The organism is Frankia sp. EI5c, from assembly GCF_001636565.1.
GTDB lineage: Bacteria > Actinomycetota > Actinomycetes > Frankiales > Frankiaceae > Parafrankia.
Window position 1 is genome coordinate 63237 of the sequence record NZ_LRTK01000029.1, and the last position, 15090, is coordinate 78326.

Here is a 15090-nt window from a genome sequence, read left to right on the forward strand (position 1 = left end):
CCGACGCCCTCGCGACGCCCGCCCGACCGCCCTCGCGGCACCGCCCCGCCCGCCCTCGCGACACCCGCCCGTTACCCGCGCGGGGGCCGCGCGAGGCCCTGCGGGGCAGGGACATCCGCCCCGCGCAGCCCCTGCCGACGACCCGCGCGGGTGGGCCTCCGAGTACCCCCGGGGATCCGGCCGAGACCTGACGGTGCAGGTCAGCACACTGTGGGCGGAACCTCCGCCGCCGCCCGGGGCTCCGCCGGCGACCCGCCGACGCTAAGCAAGATCATCCTGTAACACTACTGCAGTATCTCCACCAACTAAGTTGACAAACAGCTGACTTAACTGTTTCAGTGGGCAGGTCGAAGCGTCCGCCCGGTTCCGCCGGGCCACTTTCTCTCCGCCGCGCAGGACGCCGCGCGGCACTCACGTTCGCGAGGAGTCCTGTGTTCACGCCTGCCCATCGGGCCGGCCGGAGTCGGCCACGCCGCGCGGCTGTTCTGACAGCCCTGTCCACTCTTTTCGCCGTCTGCGCGCTGGCTGCCTGTGGCTCGGACTCCGGGTCCGGCGGCTCGGCGGGCACGCCCGCGACGGCTGTGACCAGCTACCCGACGACCATTCCGGCCGGCACCACGCTGCGCGTCGGCGACCAGGGCACCATCAAGCCGGCGCTTGACCTGTCCGGGCAGGCCGCCGACACGCCATACAAGATCGACTGGTCCAAGTTCGCCTCCGGGCCGTTGCTGCTGGAGGCGTTCCGGGCGAACGCGGTCGACGTCGGCTACGTCGCCGACACTCCGCCGGTGATCGCCGCGGCCTCCGGGCAGGATCTCGCGGTGATCGCCAGCTGGCACAACCCGCCGGGCCAGATGGTGCTCCTCACGAAGCCGGGCAGCCCCATCAGGTCAGTCACGGAGCTGAAGGGCAAGAAGGTCGCGATCACCACCGGGACCATCCTGCAGGCCTACCTGCTGCGCTCGCTGGACTCCGTGGGTCTGGAGCAGAAGGACGTCGAGATCGTCAATCTGGCGATCACCGACATCCCGACCGCGCTGGCCCGCGGCGACGTCGACGCCGGTGTGACGGCCGAGCCGCTCGCCACCACCTATCTGCAGGCCAACCCGACCGCGCACAAGGTCGACGGGGCCGACACGTCGCCCGTGGTGCAGTACCTGATCACGACCCAGAAGGTGCTCTCCGACCCGGCCAAGCAGGCCGCCCTCGGTGACTTCGTGCAGCGCTGGGTGAAGGCCGTCTCCTGGCGGGACGCCAACACCGACGAGTACATCGACAAGTACTACGTCGAGGAGCTGAAGGTGCCGCTGGCCACCGCGAAGGTGCTGGTGGGAACCGGTATCCCGTCGGAGTTCGTCCCGATTGACGCGGAGAGCATCGGCGGTGCGCAGAAGCTGGCCGATCTGTTCCACGCCAGCGGGGTCCTGCCAAAGAAGATCGACATCTCCAAGGTTTTCGACGCCCGATACAACTCCGCGGTCGAGGAGGCCCAGCAGTGACCATCACCAACGACACCGAGACCCGATCCGCCACCACCGGAACCGCCGCCGCGTCCCCGGTCGGTCTGGATGTCCGCCCGATGTCCGGCTACATCGGCGCCGAGATCTTCGGCGTCGACCTGGCCGGGCCGCTCGCGCCCGAGGTCGTCGCGGAGATCCGGGCAACCCTGCTGAAGTGGAAGGTCGTGTTCTTCCGCGACCAGCACATCACCCCCGCGCAGCAGATCGCCTTCGGTCAGCTCTTCGGGCAGGTGACCCCGGGGCACCCGACGCTGCCGACGCTGGAAGGCCACCCGGAGATCTTCCCGCTGGACTCCCGGGTCTTCGGCGCCGGCATGTCCGAATACCAGGTCCGCAGCCTGTGGCACACCGACGTGACGTTCGTGCACAACCCGCCGATGGGCTCGATCCTGCGCGGCGTGGTCGTCCCGCCCTACGGCGGCGACACGCAGTGGACGAACCTGGCCGTCGCCTACGAGACGCTGTCGCAGCCGATCCGCGACCTCCTCGACGGTCTGCACGCGGTGCACCGCAACCAGATCCACCTGGAGCGCGGCGACGGCAGCAAGCTGCAGAAGGCGTTCGCCAGCAAGATCTACGAGTCGGTCCACCCGGTGGTGCGCGTCCACCCGGAGACCGGCGAGCGGGTGCTGTTCGTCAGCCCGACCTTCACCCAGCGGATCGTCGAGCTCTCCAACACCGAGAGCCAGACGCTGCTCAACCTCCTCTTCAACCACCTTGCGACCCCGGCGTTCACGGTCCGGTTCCGGTGGGAGCCCGACAGCATCGCGTTCTGGGACAACCGCGCCACCGCCCACCTGGCCCCGACCGACCAGGGCCACCTGGGCTTCGACCGGGTGATGCACCGGATCACGATCGCCGGCGACATCCCGGTGGGCGTCGACGGCGTGGCCTCCGAGTCCACCGAGGGTGGGTCGTTCGCATGACCTCGCTCGTCCTCGGGAGTCGTGGCGGCGCCGAAGACGTCCAGGTCGCCACCGCCGCGGTCCCCGCTCCCGCCGCTCCCGTCCCCGGTGCCGCCGGGGACGGGAGGGGCAGCGTGACGCTCGCGCTCGCCGACCCGAACCGGCCGCGCCGCCGGCCGGTGCCGAAGGCCCTCCGCCGGCTGCTCGGGCCGGTGCTGCTGGTGGCCTTCTGGCAGATCGGTTCGTCCGCCGGGCTGATCCAGTCGGACGTCCTCGCCGGGCCGTGGACGGTGCTGCAGAGTGGCTGGACCCTGGCCGCCGACGGAACACTCGGTGAGAACCTGGTGATCTCGCTGCGCCGGGTGGCGCTCGGACTGGCGCTCGGGGTGGGTGCCGCGGTGGCGCTGGCCCTGATAGCCGGGCTGTTCCAGCTCGGTGAGGACCTGGTGGACGCACCNGTGCAGATCATGCGCGCAGTCCCCATCCTCGGCCTGGTGCCGCTGGCGATCCTCTGGTTCGGCATCGGCGAGCAGGTGAAGGTGTTCCTGGTCGCGCTGGGCACCGCGTTCCCCGTGTACATCAACACCTTCGCGGCGATCCGCGGGGTCGACAGCCGTTACGTGGAGCTGGCCCGCACCGTCCGGCTCGGCCGCCTCGCGCTGATCCGCCGGGTGGTCCTGCCCGGCGCCCTGCCCGGCTTCCTCGTCGGCCTGCGGTTCGCGTTCACGGTCTCGTGGCTGATCCTCGTGGTGAGTGAGCAGATCAACGCCTCCAGCGGGATCGGCTACCTCATGGACCAGGCCCGCACCTTCAACCAGACCGACATCATCGTCGTCGGCCTCGCGGTCTACGGTGTTCTCGGTCTGCTCTCCGACGCCCTCGTCCGTCTGCTCGAACGCCGCGCGCTGGCCTGGCGGCGCGGTCTGGAGGCCACATGACCACGCCGAGGACGTCCCTCGCCCCGGCGCCGGGCACGCCGGCGACGGCGCTGACCGGCGCCGACACCCCGACCGCCACTACCCGACCCACCGCCGTGACCACGTCCCTGACCGCGACGACAACCGCGACCGCCGGGCGGGCGGACGCGGACGCGGACCCGACGGGTGGCAACGGCGGCGCGGTCGGGCCCGCGGTGCGGGTCCGCGGCGTGCGCCGCGAGTTCGCCGGCCGGGAGGTGCTGGCCGGGATCGACCTGGACATCGCCGCCGGTGAGTTCGTCGCGCTGCTCGGCCGGTCCGGCTCGGGCAAGAGCACGCTGCTGCGCATCCTCGCCGGCCTCGACACGGAGGCCACCGGGAAGGCGAGCGTCCCCGAGCGGGACGCCGTCGTCTTCCAGGACCCGCGGTTGCTGCCATGGGCCCGGGTGGTCGACAACGTGGCCCTGGGCCTGCGGGAACGCGACGCTCGCGCCCGGGCCGCCGCCGCGCTGGCCGAGGTGGGCCTCGCCGGCAAGGAGCGTGCCTGGCCCGGGACGCTGTCCGGTGGTGAGGCCCAGCGGGCGGCGCTCGCCCGGGCGCTGGTCCGCTCCCCCGGCCTGCTGCTGCTCGACGAGCCGTTCGGCGCGCTCGACGCACTCACCCGGATCCGGATGCACAGCCTGCTGCGCGACCTGTGCCAGCGCCACCGGCCGGCCGTGCTGCTGGTGACGCATGATGTCGACGAGGCGATCCTGCTCGCCGACCGGGTCGCCGTCCTCACGGACGGCCGGCTCTCCCTGGACGAGCCGGTCCGGCTGGGTGCGGTGCGCACCCGCGCCAACCCGCAGTTCGCCGCCCTGCGGTCCCGCCTGCTGGCCGAGCTCGGCGTCGCCGACGACGAGGCCGCCCCCGTCAGCGGCCGGAAGGACGACCGATAGCCGTGGCACCCACAACGCCGCCGGCACCGTCGCCGACGGCACCGTCGCCGACGGTCGAGGCCGAGCGGGCCACAGCCGCCGCCGCGCCCCGGGCCCAGGACGCGCGGCTGCGGCTGCTGCTGGCGGCGGAGCGGCTGTACGCCGAGCACGGCCTGGAAGCGGTGTCACTCCGGCACATCTGCCGGGCCGCCGGCAACGGCAACAACAACGCGGTGCAGTACCACTTCGGCGGCGAGCGGGGCCTGCTTGAGGCGATCATCGCCTACCGGGTCCCGCCGCTCGACCGGCGCCGGGCCGAGCTGCTGGCGGCGGCACGAGCCCACGGCCAGGACCACACGGTGCGTGGGCTGTTCGAGGTGCTGATGCGTCCGCTCGCCGAGGAGGCCCGCCGGCCGGACAGCTTCTACGTGCGATTCCTCGGCCGCTTCGGCGCCCACCCGCTGGAGGACCACCCCTGGTGGGCCGGCGGCAGACCGGCCGGCAAGGTCGGCCACGAGGTGACCGTGGCGATCCTTGACCTGCTGGTCGAGGTACCCCGGCAGCTGCGGACGTTGCGGCTGGCGCACCTGATCCGCCTCTGCCTGTCGGCCCTGGCCGGGTACGGGCAGCTACCCGCGGGGAGATCCGACGGCCCGGACCCGGCCATCCGCGAAAACGCCACCCGCGAAAGCGCCACCCGCGAGAAGGCACCCTACGAGGTCCCCTACGAGCTGTATGTCACCGATCTGTTCGATGTGGCCGCCGCGGCGCTCACGGCGCCCCCGTCCGCGCACGACCGGCACGGCCTCACCTGACGGCCNTGGCCCGCTCTTCGGCCCGTCTTCGCCGCGTCTTCGGCGCGCCCGCTGAGATCTTCGGGACGTCTTCCGGCGGGCGGTTGCGTCATCAGGGGTGGCCGGACTCCGGTAGATCCACGGTGTTGCGGCGATAGTGGATCTTCCAGCCGTCCGGAGTGCGTACATGACGGCTGTGGTGGTGCCCGAACCAGATGACGCGGGTCAGCCCGTCGTCCTGGGTGCGGCCGACCCCGTACAGCGCGGTGGAACGGGCGGCGTCGCCGTCGAGGGTGATGCGCGGGTTCACCTCCAGGTGGACCACCGCGGGCNGGTTCCGCTCCAGCACCGCGGCGAGCATGCCCCTGATCGCTGCCCGCCCGCGAGCCGTCCGGCCCGTGCTCATCTCGAACTCGCCGTCCTCGGCCCAGAGCTCGGCCCAGGCGTCGAGGTCACGGGCATCGAGCAGTTCGCCGTAGTCGATCAGACTCTGCAGGATCTCCTGCCGGTCCTCCAGCAGTCGCACGCGCTCTTCGAGGCTCAGCCCGCTTCTGGTCATGGCGAGTAGCTTGACCATCAGATTTGAACTTAGTCAAGAAAAATGCCCACCGCCCTCGGGGGGCCGGTCGGCGATCGCCGGCGCCGCGTTCCACGGTGAGCCGCCGACCGTCAGCTCTCGACCGTCTCGACGTTTTAGCCGCCGAGTCCGGACCAGACCAGGGGTAGAGGCCGGCGAGGTTCGGGACCGGCCACACCCGGTGGTCGAGGTGGGGAGTCCGAAGATGAGCGCAGGGCAGTCCCTGGAACGCCGCGGCCAGGACCGTGGGAACAGCGGGATCCGGCTCGCGATCCTGCTGGTGGCGGCACTCGGCGCGGGCTTCGCCGGTGGACGGCTGACGCGGATGCCGGCTCGGGTCGCGGCAGCGCCCGGCGACGCCACCGACGGGTCGAGCACGCGCGGCCGGGACGCGGGTTTCCCGCGGGCGCATCCGGAAGGCGGATCAGCGGTCATGGCCGGCATCGACCCCACCGACCCGGCTTCGCCGCTTCGGTTCGGGGAGCGGGGCGGCCCGCTCGCGACCGAGGACGCCGCGAACCCGCCGTACGAGGCGATCTCCACGAACACCGACTTCGCCAATGACATGAAGGGCGACGCCCCCACCCGCGCCGATTCCTCCGAAGGGGTCATCCGTACTGCGCCGGTGGCCCGGAGATAACCGTTCGGACCCGGCTGATGCGGGCCGATGCGCCGCGCCCCACCCGGGGGCCCGGTGAACGGTTTCATCGGCTGCCCTACCGGGAAGCGGTTCCTGGTTCCGGGGCCGGCCGTGGGTCTCGCATCATGGCGACGACGGCACCCCGGCTCTGCAGGCCGAGCTTGCGATAAATCTGTTCGAGGTGTTTGTGCACGGTACGCGGGCTGATTCCCAGGGCTACGGCGATCTCGCGGTCACCGATCCCGTCGGCGAGGCGAGCCGCAACCTCACGTTCCCGCGGGGTCAGCCCCGGGAGCCGGCCCGCGGCCTCCTCCGACGCCGCGGCGTGCCGCTGGGCGTCCCGCAGCGCGCGGGTCAGCCGGGTGAGCCGCGCCCGGTGCGCGACTGCCTGGCAGACCACCGGAGAGAGGAGATCGAGCAGTTCCCGGGACCGCTCGGGGAAGCCGCGCCGCGACCGGTTGAACACCAGCGCCGTACCCTGGTGGCGACCTACCGCTACCAGGTTCAGCAGCTGGTCATGTGTATTGCGCGGCCGGTAGAAGTCGGCGTAGATCGGCAGGTTGCGCAGGGCGCGGAGCTCCAGCAGATCCGTCAGGGCCACCGAGCCGCCGGCGGACAGCCGCCGTTCGCGGTGGGCGACGAACGCGGGATGCTGCCCGAGCACAGCGGCGAAGGCGGCCGACTCCGTGAGGTCGGTGCTGTCCGGCTCGACGACGGTCGCCAGCAGCCGCCGGTCGACATGGTCAACCCGGCAGTAGGATGCCGAGTCGCAGCCGACCATAGCCGCCAGCCGGGCCAGCACCACCGCGGGCATCTCGCCGCCCGCCTCATCATCTCCGTGCAGGACATGCACCAGTTCCAGGACATCCCGCAGGTCCTTTTTGATCGCGTCTGCCGACATATCCGCACCTCCTCCCCGCGTGCCGTCAGGCAAGAACATCCTCGCGCGAGGATTCCATGCGCTGTTAGCCCACGGAACCGGCTGTCCGGCACGAGACAGTTCGGTAACCGCCATCGGGAGCGGTAACGCAGATTGCGCGGAAGCACACATTTCCCGGCGGCCGGTGGAGCTGGTTACCCTGGGGTCGGCGCATTCAGGCAGGCCACACTCCGACATACCCGGCGTGGCCGTTTTCGCAGGCGATGGAACGAGACGTCTCGTTCCATCGCCACTCACTCCCGTCTGCCCGGAACCCGAGGAGGATCAGCCCGAGGCGAGGTGGCAGTGGTGACAGACCTGTCTGACCGGACGGGACGCCCCCGGTGCCGAGCCGGGCCGCGAGGCCCGGAGAGCGACCGCCCCGGACCGGTACCGGGGCAGCACCGCCCCACCCTTCCAACGTCCACCACCCCGCCCGCGGGAACCTCGGCCCGCGGCCAGCCGGCCGACGCACGGCCACCGGGCCGCCGCCCCCGACCGAACCCGCCACAACGCCGCCACCAGGGCTTTCAGCGGGCGCACAGGCCCCGAAACAGCCCTCGCCCGCCCCCGCGCCGCCCGTTCGCGGTGTTCTCCGACAGCGACTGAAGACCTCGTTGTGTCTCCGCTCCACCCGGGGTTGCGCCTCGTCCGCGGGCGGGAGTGTCAATACCTCTCGCGAGGAGACACCCAGAGCTCTTCAGTTGCCGAATCGCCACACCCACGCCGCCCCCCGAAATGCCGACCGCGACCGTCAGATCACGAACAGTCCCACCCCACCCACTGTGTCAACGGCTGATGTTCGAGAACCAGGTTGCGGTGTCGTTCCTCAGGTCACCCACGTACGAGACACGGGCTTACCGCGGCGGCACTTTCCGTCCGCACCAGGAATGTCGTTCTCCGACCCGATCGTCGGATGGGGACCGTCGACCTGGGGCTCGACCCGCGCGGCCGCCCGGCGGCGGTCAAGGTGATCCGGCCCGACCAGGTCGCCGAACCCGAGTTCCGCGAGCGGTTCCGGCGCGAGGTTGCGGGACTCCCCCGACCTCACGGGTGTGCCGGGGCGCCTCGTCCCGCCGCTGGCGCGCGCGCTCGACAAGGATCCGGCGCGCCGGCCCAGCGCGGACGAGGTGCTCTGGGTGCACGGCTCGCAGCCGGCGACACCGGCCACGAGGGCGATCGTCCGCTGCCAGACGGGCAGCGGTGAGCACTTCGTCTCGCCGGACGGTTCCCGCGAAGGCCAGATCGTCGAAGGTGTGCAGGGCTACGTCCTCACCGGCTGAGCACACCGGCCGAACACCGTCGGGGCGGGCGGCACCGCTCTGGCCCGGACGGCCGCGCGGCCGCTGACCTGGCACTTTCCAGACGAGAATGCGCCGGCCTCGTTTACCCGTCGAGGCGCCGACGTTCCGGCCGCACCGCATAGCGCACACCGTTCACCCACGGGAGAACCACCGGAGCTACCCGCCCGGTGGCCGATGCAATAATCGCGACGCGGGCCGGCAAACGGGGGCAGGCCCGGACGGGGGTGTACCTTGTGTTGGCAGCGGGCCGGTGGGATTTCTTCCTTTCCTACGCCGCGTCGGACCGTGGCTGGGCCGAGTGGCTTGCCTGGCATCTGGAGTCCGCGGGCTATCGGGTCCTGATCAAGGCCTGGGATTTCGTTCCGGGATCGAACTGGAGTTCACATATCCAGGCGGGCATCGTGGGTTCGAAACGCACGATGCTCGTGCTTTCGGCGGCCTACCTGCATTCTCTTGACGACGTGCCCGAATGGCAGGCGGCCATCGCCGCGAACCNGTCCGGATCCGACCGGCGCCTGCTGCCCGTTCGCGTCGAGGAGTGCGCGGCGCCGGGTCTGCTGGCTCGCCTGGCGCCGATCGACCTGTTCGATCTCTCCGCCGAGTCCGCCCGCGACACCTTGCTTCAGCTCGTCCGCCACGCCATGGACGGCCGCGCCAAACCGACGGCCGAACCGGAGTTCCCCCGGCGGGCGCCGGCCGCGGCCCCGGGGCGGCCCGCACCTGCCTTCCCCACCAGTGTTCCGAGGCCCTCCCCCGCGGGACGGCCAGCCCGTCCCGGCGGCCCACTCACCCGCCGGGGAGCCTCCGAGACCTGTGAGGCGCGGCGGCCGGGTGCCCAGGCTCGCGGCGGCGCTCGCCTCGTCCGGGCCCGGCTGACCACGCCGCCGACACCGGCACCGGCGGCGCCTGCTGGTGAGGCGCGTGCTGAGAGCTCCCCCGCCGACGGCCGCGTGGCAGCGCCGCCGCCGTGCCCGCGGCCGGCCGCCGTGGTCACCGTGCCCGGTGAGTCCTGGGGCGCGTTGCCGACCGCGCGGTTGATCTGGCTCAGGGGAACGACGGATGCCGCTGTGCGACGCGCACTCGACCCGCTGCCGGATGACGCGCCGGCCACCGTCGCCTACCGCCCGCGGCCCGTGCCCGCCTCCATGCCCGCCTCCATGCCCGCCTCCATGCCCGCCTCCATGCCCGCCTCCATGCCCGCCTCCATGCCCGCCTCCATGCCCGCCTCCATGCCCGCCCACCAGCATGCCCTGCTCGACGAGCTGGAGGCGGTGGCGATGGCGATGCTTCCAGCCTGGCTACCCGAGAGCGAGGTGATCGAGTCGGCCGGCGGATCGGCCCCGGCGGCGGTGCGGAAACTCGCCGCGGGGGTGGCCGACACGTGGGGAATCTCGTCGCGCTACCTGGCCGACCTCGCCGAGCGCGCGCTGCACGGCGGGGCGCGGCCACGGACCAGCCGCTTCCCGCTCGACATCCGGGCGGTGGGGGTCACCCAGGCGATCGCCGCGGGATTCGACCGAGCGCGACTGGCACTGGTCGTCGACCCGACCGCGGGGGACCTGCGTCCCGCCGGGCAGGGAGCCCTCCTGGACGCACTGGAGTGGTTCGCGTACCAGGGCCGGGCCGGTGTCTGGCTGACCGGGCAGCCCAGTGCCCCACACGCTGACCGGATCCAGGCTTCGCCCTGCCCGGTCAGCCACGCGAGCTCCCGCTCCACCCGTGCCATCCCGCCAGGCTCGCCGGCACCGACTGCACCGACTGCACCGACACCAGCTCCCGCACCACCGACTCCGACCTCGACTCCGGCACCAGCTGCGGCGCCGGCCGCGACGGCGCCGGCGATGCGGGGGCGGCCCCATCCGGCGAGTCGGGCGGAACAGCGACTGGAACAGGCGCTGAGCCGCCAGGCCTGGGCGCGCGGCAGGGCCTGGAACCAGCCGCACCGCTCCGGAGCGCTCTCGGCGCTGATCTACGTCGATCTGGCGTGGTTCGCGGAGCGGGTCGTCGTCGAGGTGGACGGCCCGGAGCACCGCGCGATGGCGCACTACGAACGCGACCGCTGGCGGGACAACGAACTCGGCCTCGAGGGGTTCACCGTCCTGCGGTTCACCAACGACGCGGTTCTCGGCGACGTGGACCTCGTCATCAACCAGATCGAGCGCTGCGTGACGGCGCGCCGGACACCATCGGAAGAGGCAACCAACCCATGACCCGCGCCAGCTCGGCGTCTCGTGGCGGCTCGGCCACCCGCGACGCGACCGCCCTCACCGCCCGGCAGGCAGCGCTCCTGCTGGCGCTGCTCGCCCAGAACCAGCCCATCTCCAACGGCGAGCTGCGCGACCGATTCGGTTTCGACCTGGTCGGCGAGGACCGGCGGCGCCTCAACGAACTCGGCCTGGTCGGCAGCGGCAAGATCTCCGGCCATGGCAACGTGCTGTTCCACGAGCTGACGGACGCCGGCTGGAACAGGGCGTTGCGGGAGCTGACCCCGACCGGCGAGTTCACCAGGCTCAGCGTGCCGGCCGGGGTGTTCTTCGCGTTCGCCGAGGGCGTGGCCCGGTTCCTTGAGCGTGAGCGGCGGACGATCGGCGACGTGCTCGGCGCGTACACGGGAACACCTGACAAGCCGGACGCAACCGCACCCGAGGCGGAGACGACGGCCCCGACGGAGGCGGCGGAGACGGCCGAGGCGGAGACGACGGCCCCGGTGCAGGCCGCTGGGAACGGGAGCCCTGGCGACCTGGAGACGGCCATTCGGGCGGCGTATGCCAGCCTGACGACCGCCGCTCCCGACTGGGTGCGGCTGGCCGACGTCCGGCCGCTGCTCGGAAGTGTCGACCGGAGACAGGTCGACCGAGCGCTGCGCCAGCTGGCCCGGCGTCCCGACGTGCGGGTGGTGCCCGACGAGGACCAGAAGTCGCTGACGGCCGCCGACCGCGCCGCGGCGGTCCGCATCGGTGAGCACGACAACCATCTGCTGCTGATCGGGCCGGTATGAGCGCCGAGCTGGAGGCGCTCGGCGCCATCAAGCTGGACTGGGTACACGGCCTCGAGGACGTGTGGCGCGACTCCCCGGTGCACGTGGACGGCGTGCACGTCGAGCCGCGGCGGCGCATTCTCGCGGCCCTGGACCGGCTCGGCGACGGCCGCCCCCCGGGCCTCGTCGTGCAGGGCCAGGCCGGCACGGGGAAGACCCACCTGCTCGGCTGGGTGCGTCAGCAGGTCGAGCGGCGGGGNGGCTACTTCTTCCTGATCGGCCCGGTCGGCGGGGACGCGTTCGCCGAGAGCGTCGTCTCGGCGATGCTCACCGACCTGTTCCGGACAGTCGACGGCATGACCCAGATCCGGCGCTTCCTGCTGGCGCTGTGCAGGCGACTCCTCGTGCCGGCGGAGCTGACGGCGACGGTCATCGGCGACCAGCCGCTCGAGCCGACCCACCTCAAGGACCTCGTCGTCGCGTTCTTCGACCACGACGGGGCGCTGGCCCGCGAGTGCCAGCACACACTGCGTGCCCTGGTCCTCTACAACTCGGAGGACTACGATGCCCAGGCGGTCGGCGAGACCTACCTGCGGTCCATGGACGAGCAGGAGCCCGGCGAGCGGGCGCGCCGCGGCATGCAGGCGCGGACCCGCCCGCCGATGGACATCGCCCGCGATCTGTCCCGGCTGCTCGCGCTGACCGGGCCGAGTGTCATCGCCGTCGATCAGGTCGACGGGATCGTCGCCGAGCTCACGGCCCGCGACGATTCGTCGGACGGCGACCCGGGCGGCTCCGGCGGGTCGGGCGCCGTGCGGCTGAACATGCTGGCGGACGGCCTGCTCGTCCTGCACGAACGCACGGAGCGGACGCTGTGCCTGCTCGCCTGCCTGCCGGTCAGCTGGATCCAGTTCCGCGAGCGGGCGGTCACCTCCATGCGCGACCGGTTCGCGGCGATCATGCCCCTGGACCGGCTGGACGACCCCGAGATCACGGCCAGGATCATCGAACGGCGGTTCCGGGAGGACTTCGACCGCATCGGCTTCACCCCGCCCCATCCGACCTGGCCCGTGGCCCGGGCGGCCTTCGAGCGCGCCCCGCAGTACACCCCTCGGGAACTGTTGCAGCGCATCGACCGGCACATCCAGGAGTGCCTGTCCGCGGGCGTCGTGCGCGAGCTGCCCGACTTCGCCGCCGCGGACGACGAGGAGACCGACGACGCCGGTAACACCGGTGGCGCCGGTAACACCCGTGGCGCCGGTAACACCCGTGGCGTCGACGACATCACGGTCACCGCCGACATCAGGGCCACCGACGGAACCAGCACCGGCGCCGGCCGAGCGCCCGACGAGGCGGGGACGGCCAGTCCCGAGGCACTCAGCGCGCTCGACACCCGGTTCGCCGAGCTGCGAGCGGGCCCGCGGCCTGCCGTCACCGCCGCCAACGAGGACAGCCTCGTACCCGTGCTGCTGACCGCCGGGCTGACCGCGTGGATCATCGAGAACGGCGAGGCGTGCGACTACGGTCTCGAAGCGGTTCCGAGCGCCCGCCCGGCGCTGCATGCACGGCTGACCCGCACCGTCGACGCCGACACCGGCGAGCAGCTGCACTGGTGCTTCCGGGCGGTCACCGCCAGCCATGGCAACGCGGTTCTGCCCCGGGTCATCGCGGCCTGCACCGCCGCCGCCATGGTCGCCGGCAGTCCGCGGCGACGGCTGTTCCTGGTGCGGAACACTCCGTGGAGCACCGGGAAGAAGGTGCAGCAGGCGCTGGCCGCGTTCGATGCCGCCGGCGGCCGTACCGTGTCGCTGCACACGGAGGACCTGGGTACCTTCGAGGCGTTGCGGACCCTGCTCGACCAGCGGCCGGCCGGGCTGCACGAGTGGCTGGTCGACCGGCGGCCGGCCAGCGGTACCTGGCTCCTGCGGGCGGCACTGGGTGACGCGGTCGGCATCGGCCCGGGTGCGGCGGTAGCGCGGGCACCCCACATCCCCGGCCCGACCGCTCGGTTGTCACCCCCTTCGCCGGAGACCGATCGTTCGTCACCGGCCTCGCCTGATGCCGCGGGTGGCGGCGGCGCGGCGCCCGCCGTGTTCGCGCTCGGTACGGCGGTGCGGGGTGGCACGCCGGCCCGGATCGACCTGGCCGTGCTGCGCCGGCATGTCACGATCTTCGCCGGATCGGGCTCGGGCAAGACGGTGCTGATCCGGCGGCTGGTCGAGGAGTCCGCGCTGCGCGGTGTGTCCTCGATCGTGCTCGATCCGAACAACGACCTGGCCCGCCTCGGCGACGCCTGGCCGAGCCCGCCGACCGGCTGGCGGACCGGCGACGACCAGCTCGCCGCCGACTACCTCGCCGGCACCGAGGTGGTGATCTGGACGCCGCGCCGGGACGGCGGGCGGGCGCTGACCTTCCAGCCACTGCCGGACTTCGCCGGGCTGCGCGACGACCCGGACGAGTTCGAGGCCGCGATCGACGCCGCCGTCGCGACGCTGGCGGTCCGCGCGAACGTCACCGGGAACACCGTCCGGGCCAATCTCGGGCGGGCGGTCCTGACGGCGGCGCTGCGCCGGTTCGCTCGCGGCAGCCGGACCGGGCTGACCGCGTTCATCGAACTGCTGGCCGACCTGCCGGACGGGGTGGCCGACGACCTCGACCCGGCGGGGAAGCGCGCCGGGGAACTGGCGCAGGCGTTGCGAGCGGCGATGGTCAACGATCCGCTGTTCGGCGGAAAGGGCGAGCCGGTGGATCCCGGCCTGCTGCTTTCCCCGGCCCCGGGACGGCGCGCCCGCGTGTCGGTGATCAGTCTCGTGGGGCTGCCGCACGACGAGCAGCGCCAGAGCTTCGTCAACCAGCTGCAGCTCGCCCTGTTCTCCTGGGTGAAGCGCAACCCGGCCGGTGATCGGCCCCTGGGCGGGCTGTTCGTCATGGACGAGGCGCAGACCTTCGCCCCGTCCGGTCCGTCCACCGCCTGCACCGCGAGCACCCTGGCACTCGCCTCGCAGGCCCGCAAGTACGGTCTCGGGCTGGTCTTCGCCACCCAGGCGCCGAAGAACCTGCACAACGGGATCCCCGGTAACGCCACCACGCAGATGTTCGGTCGGCTGAACGCCCCGGCCCAGATCGAAGCGGCGCGGATGATGGCCCGCGCCTGCGGCGGCGACGCCCCGGACATCGGCCGGCTCGGTGTCGGCGAGTTCTACGCCACCAGCGAGAGCCTGCCGTTCGGCAGGATCCGCACGCCGATGTGCCTGAGCCACCACCCCTCCTCGCCCCTGACCGCCGAGGAGGTCATCGACCGCGCCCGCCGGCCGCACCTCTGGTCACCGACGTGGGGGGCGCCGGTGACCAGAGCACCGGAGGCAACGGGCTGACTCCGGCGGGTGCGTCTGACGGTCAGTAGTTGGGGTTGTTGGCGTCGGGAATCTGGATGCTGATGGGGAAGTCGGCGCCGGAGAGGAGGACCAGCACGCCGAGACGGAGAATCTCGTCGAAGGCCCAGTAGACCTGCTGGAGGATTCCCGGGGCCCGCTCCAGCTTCAGCAGCCCTTCGCGGACGGCGACGAACGGCAGCCAGGCGACCTCGAAGGCGGTGTCCCAGAAGAGGGAGCGCGGCAGCN

Annotated in this window: 11 protein-coding genes and 6 pseudogenes; 13 read left to right on the forward strand and 4 right to left on the reverse strand. The window is 72.3% G+C overall.

The annotated features are described in order from the left end of the window. Positions 1 to 581: 581 nt before the first annotated feature. The 6 genes and pseudogenes from UG55_RS15415 (at position 582) to UG55_RS15435 (ending at position 5074) form a co-directional block, all read left to right on the forward strand. Positions 582 to 1499: an ABC transporter substrate-binding protein gene (locus tag UG55_RS15415; protein WP_242424495.1), complete on the forward strand. Its 918-nt coding sequence runs from the start codon at positions 582 to 584 to the stop codon at positions 1497 to 1499. After that, complete coding sequence (locus tag UG55_RS15420) at positions 1496 to 2446, forward strand: TauD/TfdA family dioxygenase (RefSeq protein ID WP_242424497.1); 951 nt, start codon at positions 1496 to 1498, stop codon at positions 2444 to 2446. The genes UG55_RS15415 and UG55_RS15420 overlap by 4 nt, the downstream gene beginning before the upstream one ends. Beyond that, a pseudogene (locus UG55_RS45445) lies at positions 2443 to 2882 on the forward strand (ABC transporter permease); the annotation flags it as partial. The gene UG55_RS15420 and the pseudogene UG55_RS45445, both read left to right, overlap by 4 nt. A 1-nt stretch (position 2883) precedes the next feature. After that, positions 2884 to 3363: pseudogene (locus UG55_RS37600) on the forward strand (ABC transporter permease subunit); the annotation flags it as partial. Further along, positions 3360 to 4280 (forward strand): ABC transporter ATP-binding protein, encoded by a 921-nt coding sequence (locus UG55_RS15430; RefSeq protein WP_083986836.1) that lies wholly within the window; start codon positions 3360 to 3362, stop codon positions 4278 to 4280. The pseudogene UG55_RS37600 and the gene UG55_RS15430, both read left to right, overlap by 4 nt. Positions 4281 to 4282: 2 nt before the next feature. Beyond that, positions 4283 to 5074, forward strand: a complete 792-nt coding sequence (locus tag UG55_RS15435) for a TetR family transcriptional regulator (protein WP_066068965.1) — start codon at positions 4283 to 4285, stop codon at positions 5072 to 5074. A 91-nt stretch (positions 5075 to 5165) separates the two neighbouring features. Here UG55_RS15435 and UG55_RS37605 read toward each other — a convergent pair. Both UG55_RS37605 and UG55_RS37610 read right to left on the reverse strand, forming a co-directional pair. Continuing rightward, positions 5166 to 5385, reverse strand: a 220-nt coding sequence (locus UG55_RS37605) for a nuclear transport factor 2 family protein (protein ID WP_242424501.1), incomplete at its 5' end; no start/stop codon positions are given. Between the two features lies 1 nt (position 5386). Continuing rightward, positions 5387 to 5630, reverse strand: a pseudogene (locus tag UG55_RS37610) (nuclear transport factor 2 family protein); the annotation flags it as partial. 205 nt (positions 5631 to 5835) lie between these two features. Between UG55_RS37610 and UG55_RS15445 the strand changes: the two are divergent. Next, positions 5836 to 6270: a hypothetical protein gene (locus UG55_RS15445; RefSeq protein WP_128423005.1), complete on the forward strand. Its 435-nt coding sequence runs from the start codon at positions 5836 to 5838 to the stop codon at positions 6268 to 6270. A 76-nt stretch (positions 6271 to 6346) separates the two neighbouring features. Here UG55_RS15445 and UG55_RS15450 read toward each other — a convergent pair whose 3' ends face one another. Then, positions 6347 to 7171 carry a LuxR C-terminal-related transcriptional regulator gene (locus UG55_RS15450; RefSeq protein WP_066068970.1) on the reverse strand — a complete coding sequence of 275 codons (825 nt, stop codon included), beginning with the start codon at positions 7169 to 7171 and terminating at the stop codon, positions 6347 to 6349. Between the two features lie 1046 nt (positions 7172 to 8217). Here UG55_RS15450 and UG55_RS29140 point away from each other — a divergent pair. From UG55_RS29140 to UG55_RS45990, 6 genes and pseudogenes are all read left to right on the forward strand, one after another. Next, a complete protein-coding gene (locus tag UG55_RS29140) occupies positions 8218 to 8472 on the forward strand; it encodes a hypothetical protein (protein WP_157901518.1) in 255 nt (84 codons plus the stop codon). A gap of 254 nt (positions 8473 to 8726) precedes the next feature. After that, positions 8727 to 8988, forward strand: a 262-nt coding sequence (locus UG55_RS37615) for a toll/interleukin-1 receptor domain-containing protein (RefSeq protein ID WP_242424548.1), incomplete at its 3' end; no start/stop codon positions are given. 1 nt (position 8989) lies between these two features. Further along, a pseudogene (locus UG55_RS15465) lies at positions 8990 to 10703 on the forward strand (DUF559 domain-containing protein); the annotation flags it as partial. Beyond that, a complete protein-coding gene (locus UG55_RS15470) occupies positions 10700 to 11491 on the forward strand; it encodes a hypothetical protein (RefSeq protein ID WP_066068980.1) in 792 nt (263 codons plus the stop codon). The pseudogene UG55_RS15465 and the gene UG55_RS15470, both read left to right, overlap by 4 nt. Beyond that, positions 11488 to 11729, forward strand: a 242-nt coding sequence (locus UG55_RS37620) for an ATP-binding protein (protein ID WP_242424504.1), incomplete at its 3' end; no start/stop codon positions are given. The genes UG55_RS15470 and UG55_RS37620, both read left to right, overlap by 4 nt. 1 nt (position 11730) lies before the next feature. Next, positions 11731 to 14844, forward strand: a pseudogene (locus UG55_RS45990) (ATP-binding protein); the annotation flags it as partial. A gap of 22 nt (positions 14845 to 14866) precedes the next feature. Here the strand turns inward: UG55_RS45990 and UG55_RS45450 are convergent. After that, positions 14867 to 15089, reverse strand: a pseudogene (locus UG55_RS45450) (DUF2236 domain-containing protein); the annotation flags it as partial. Between the last annotated feature and the right edge of the window lies 1 nt (position 15090).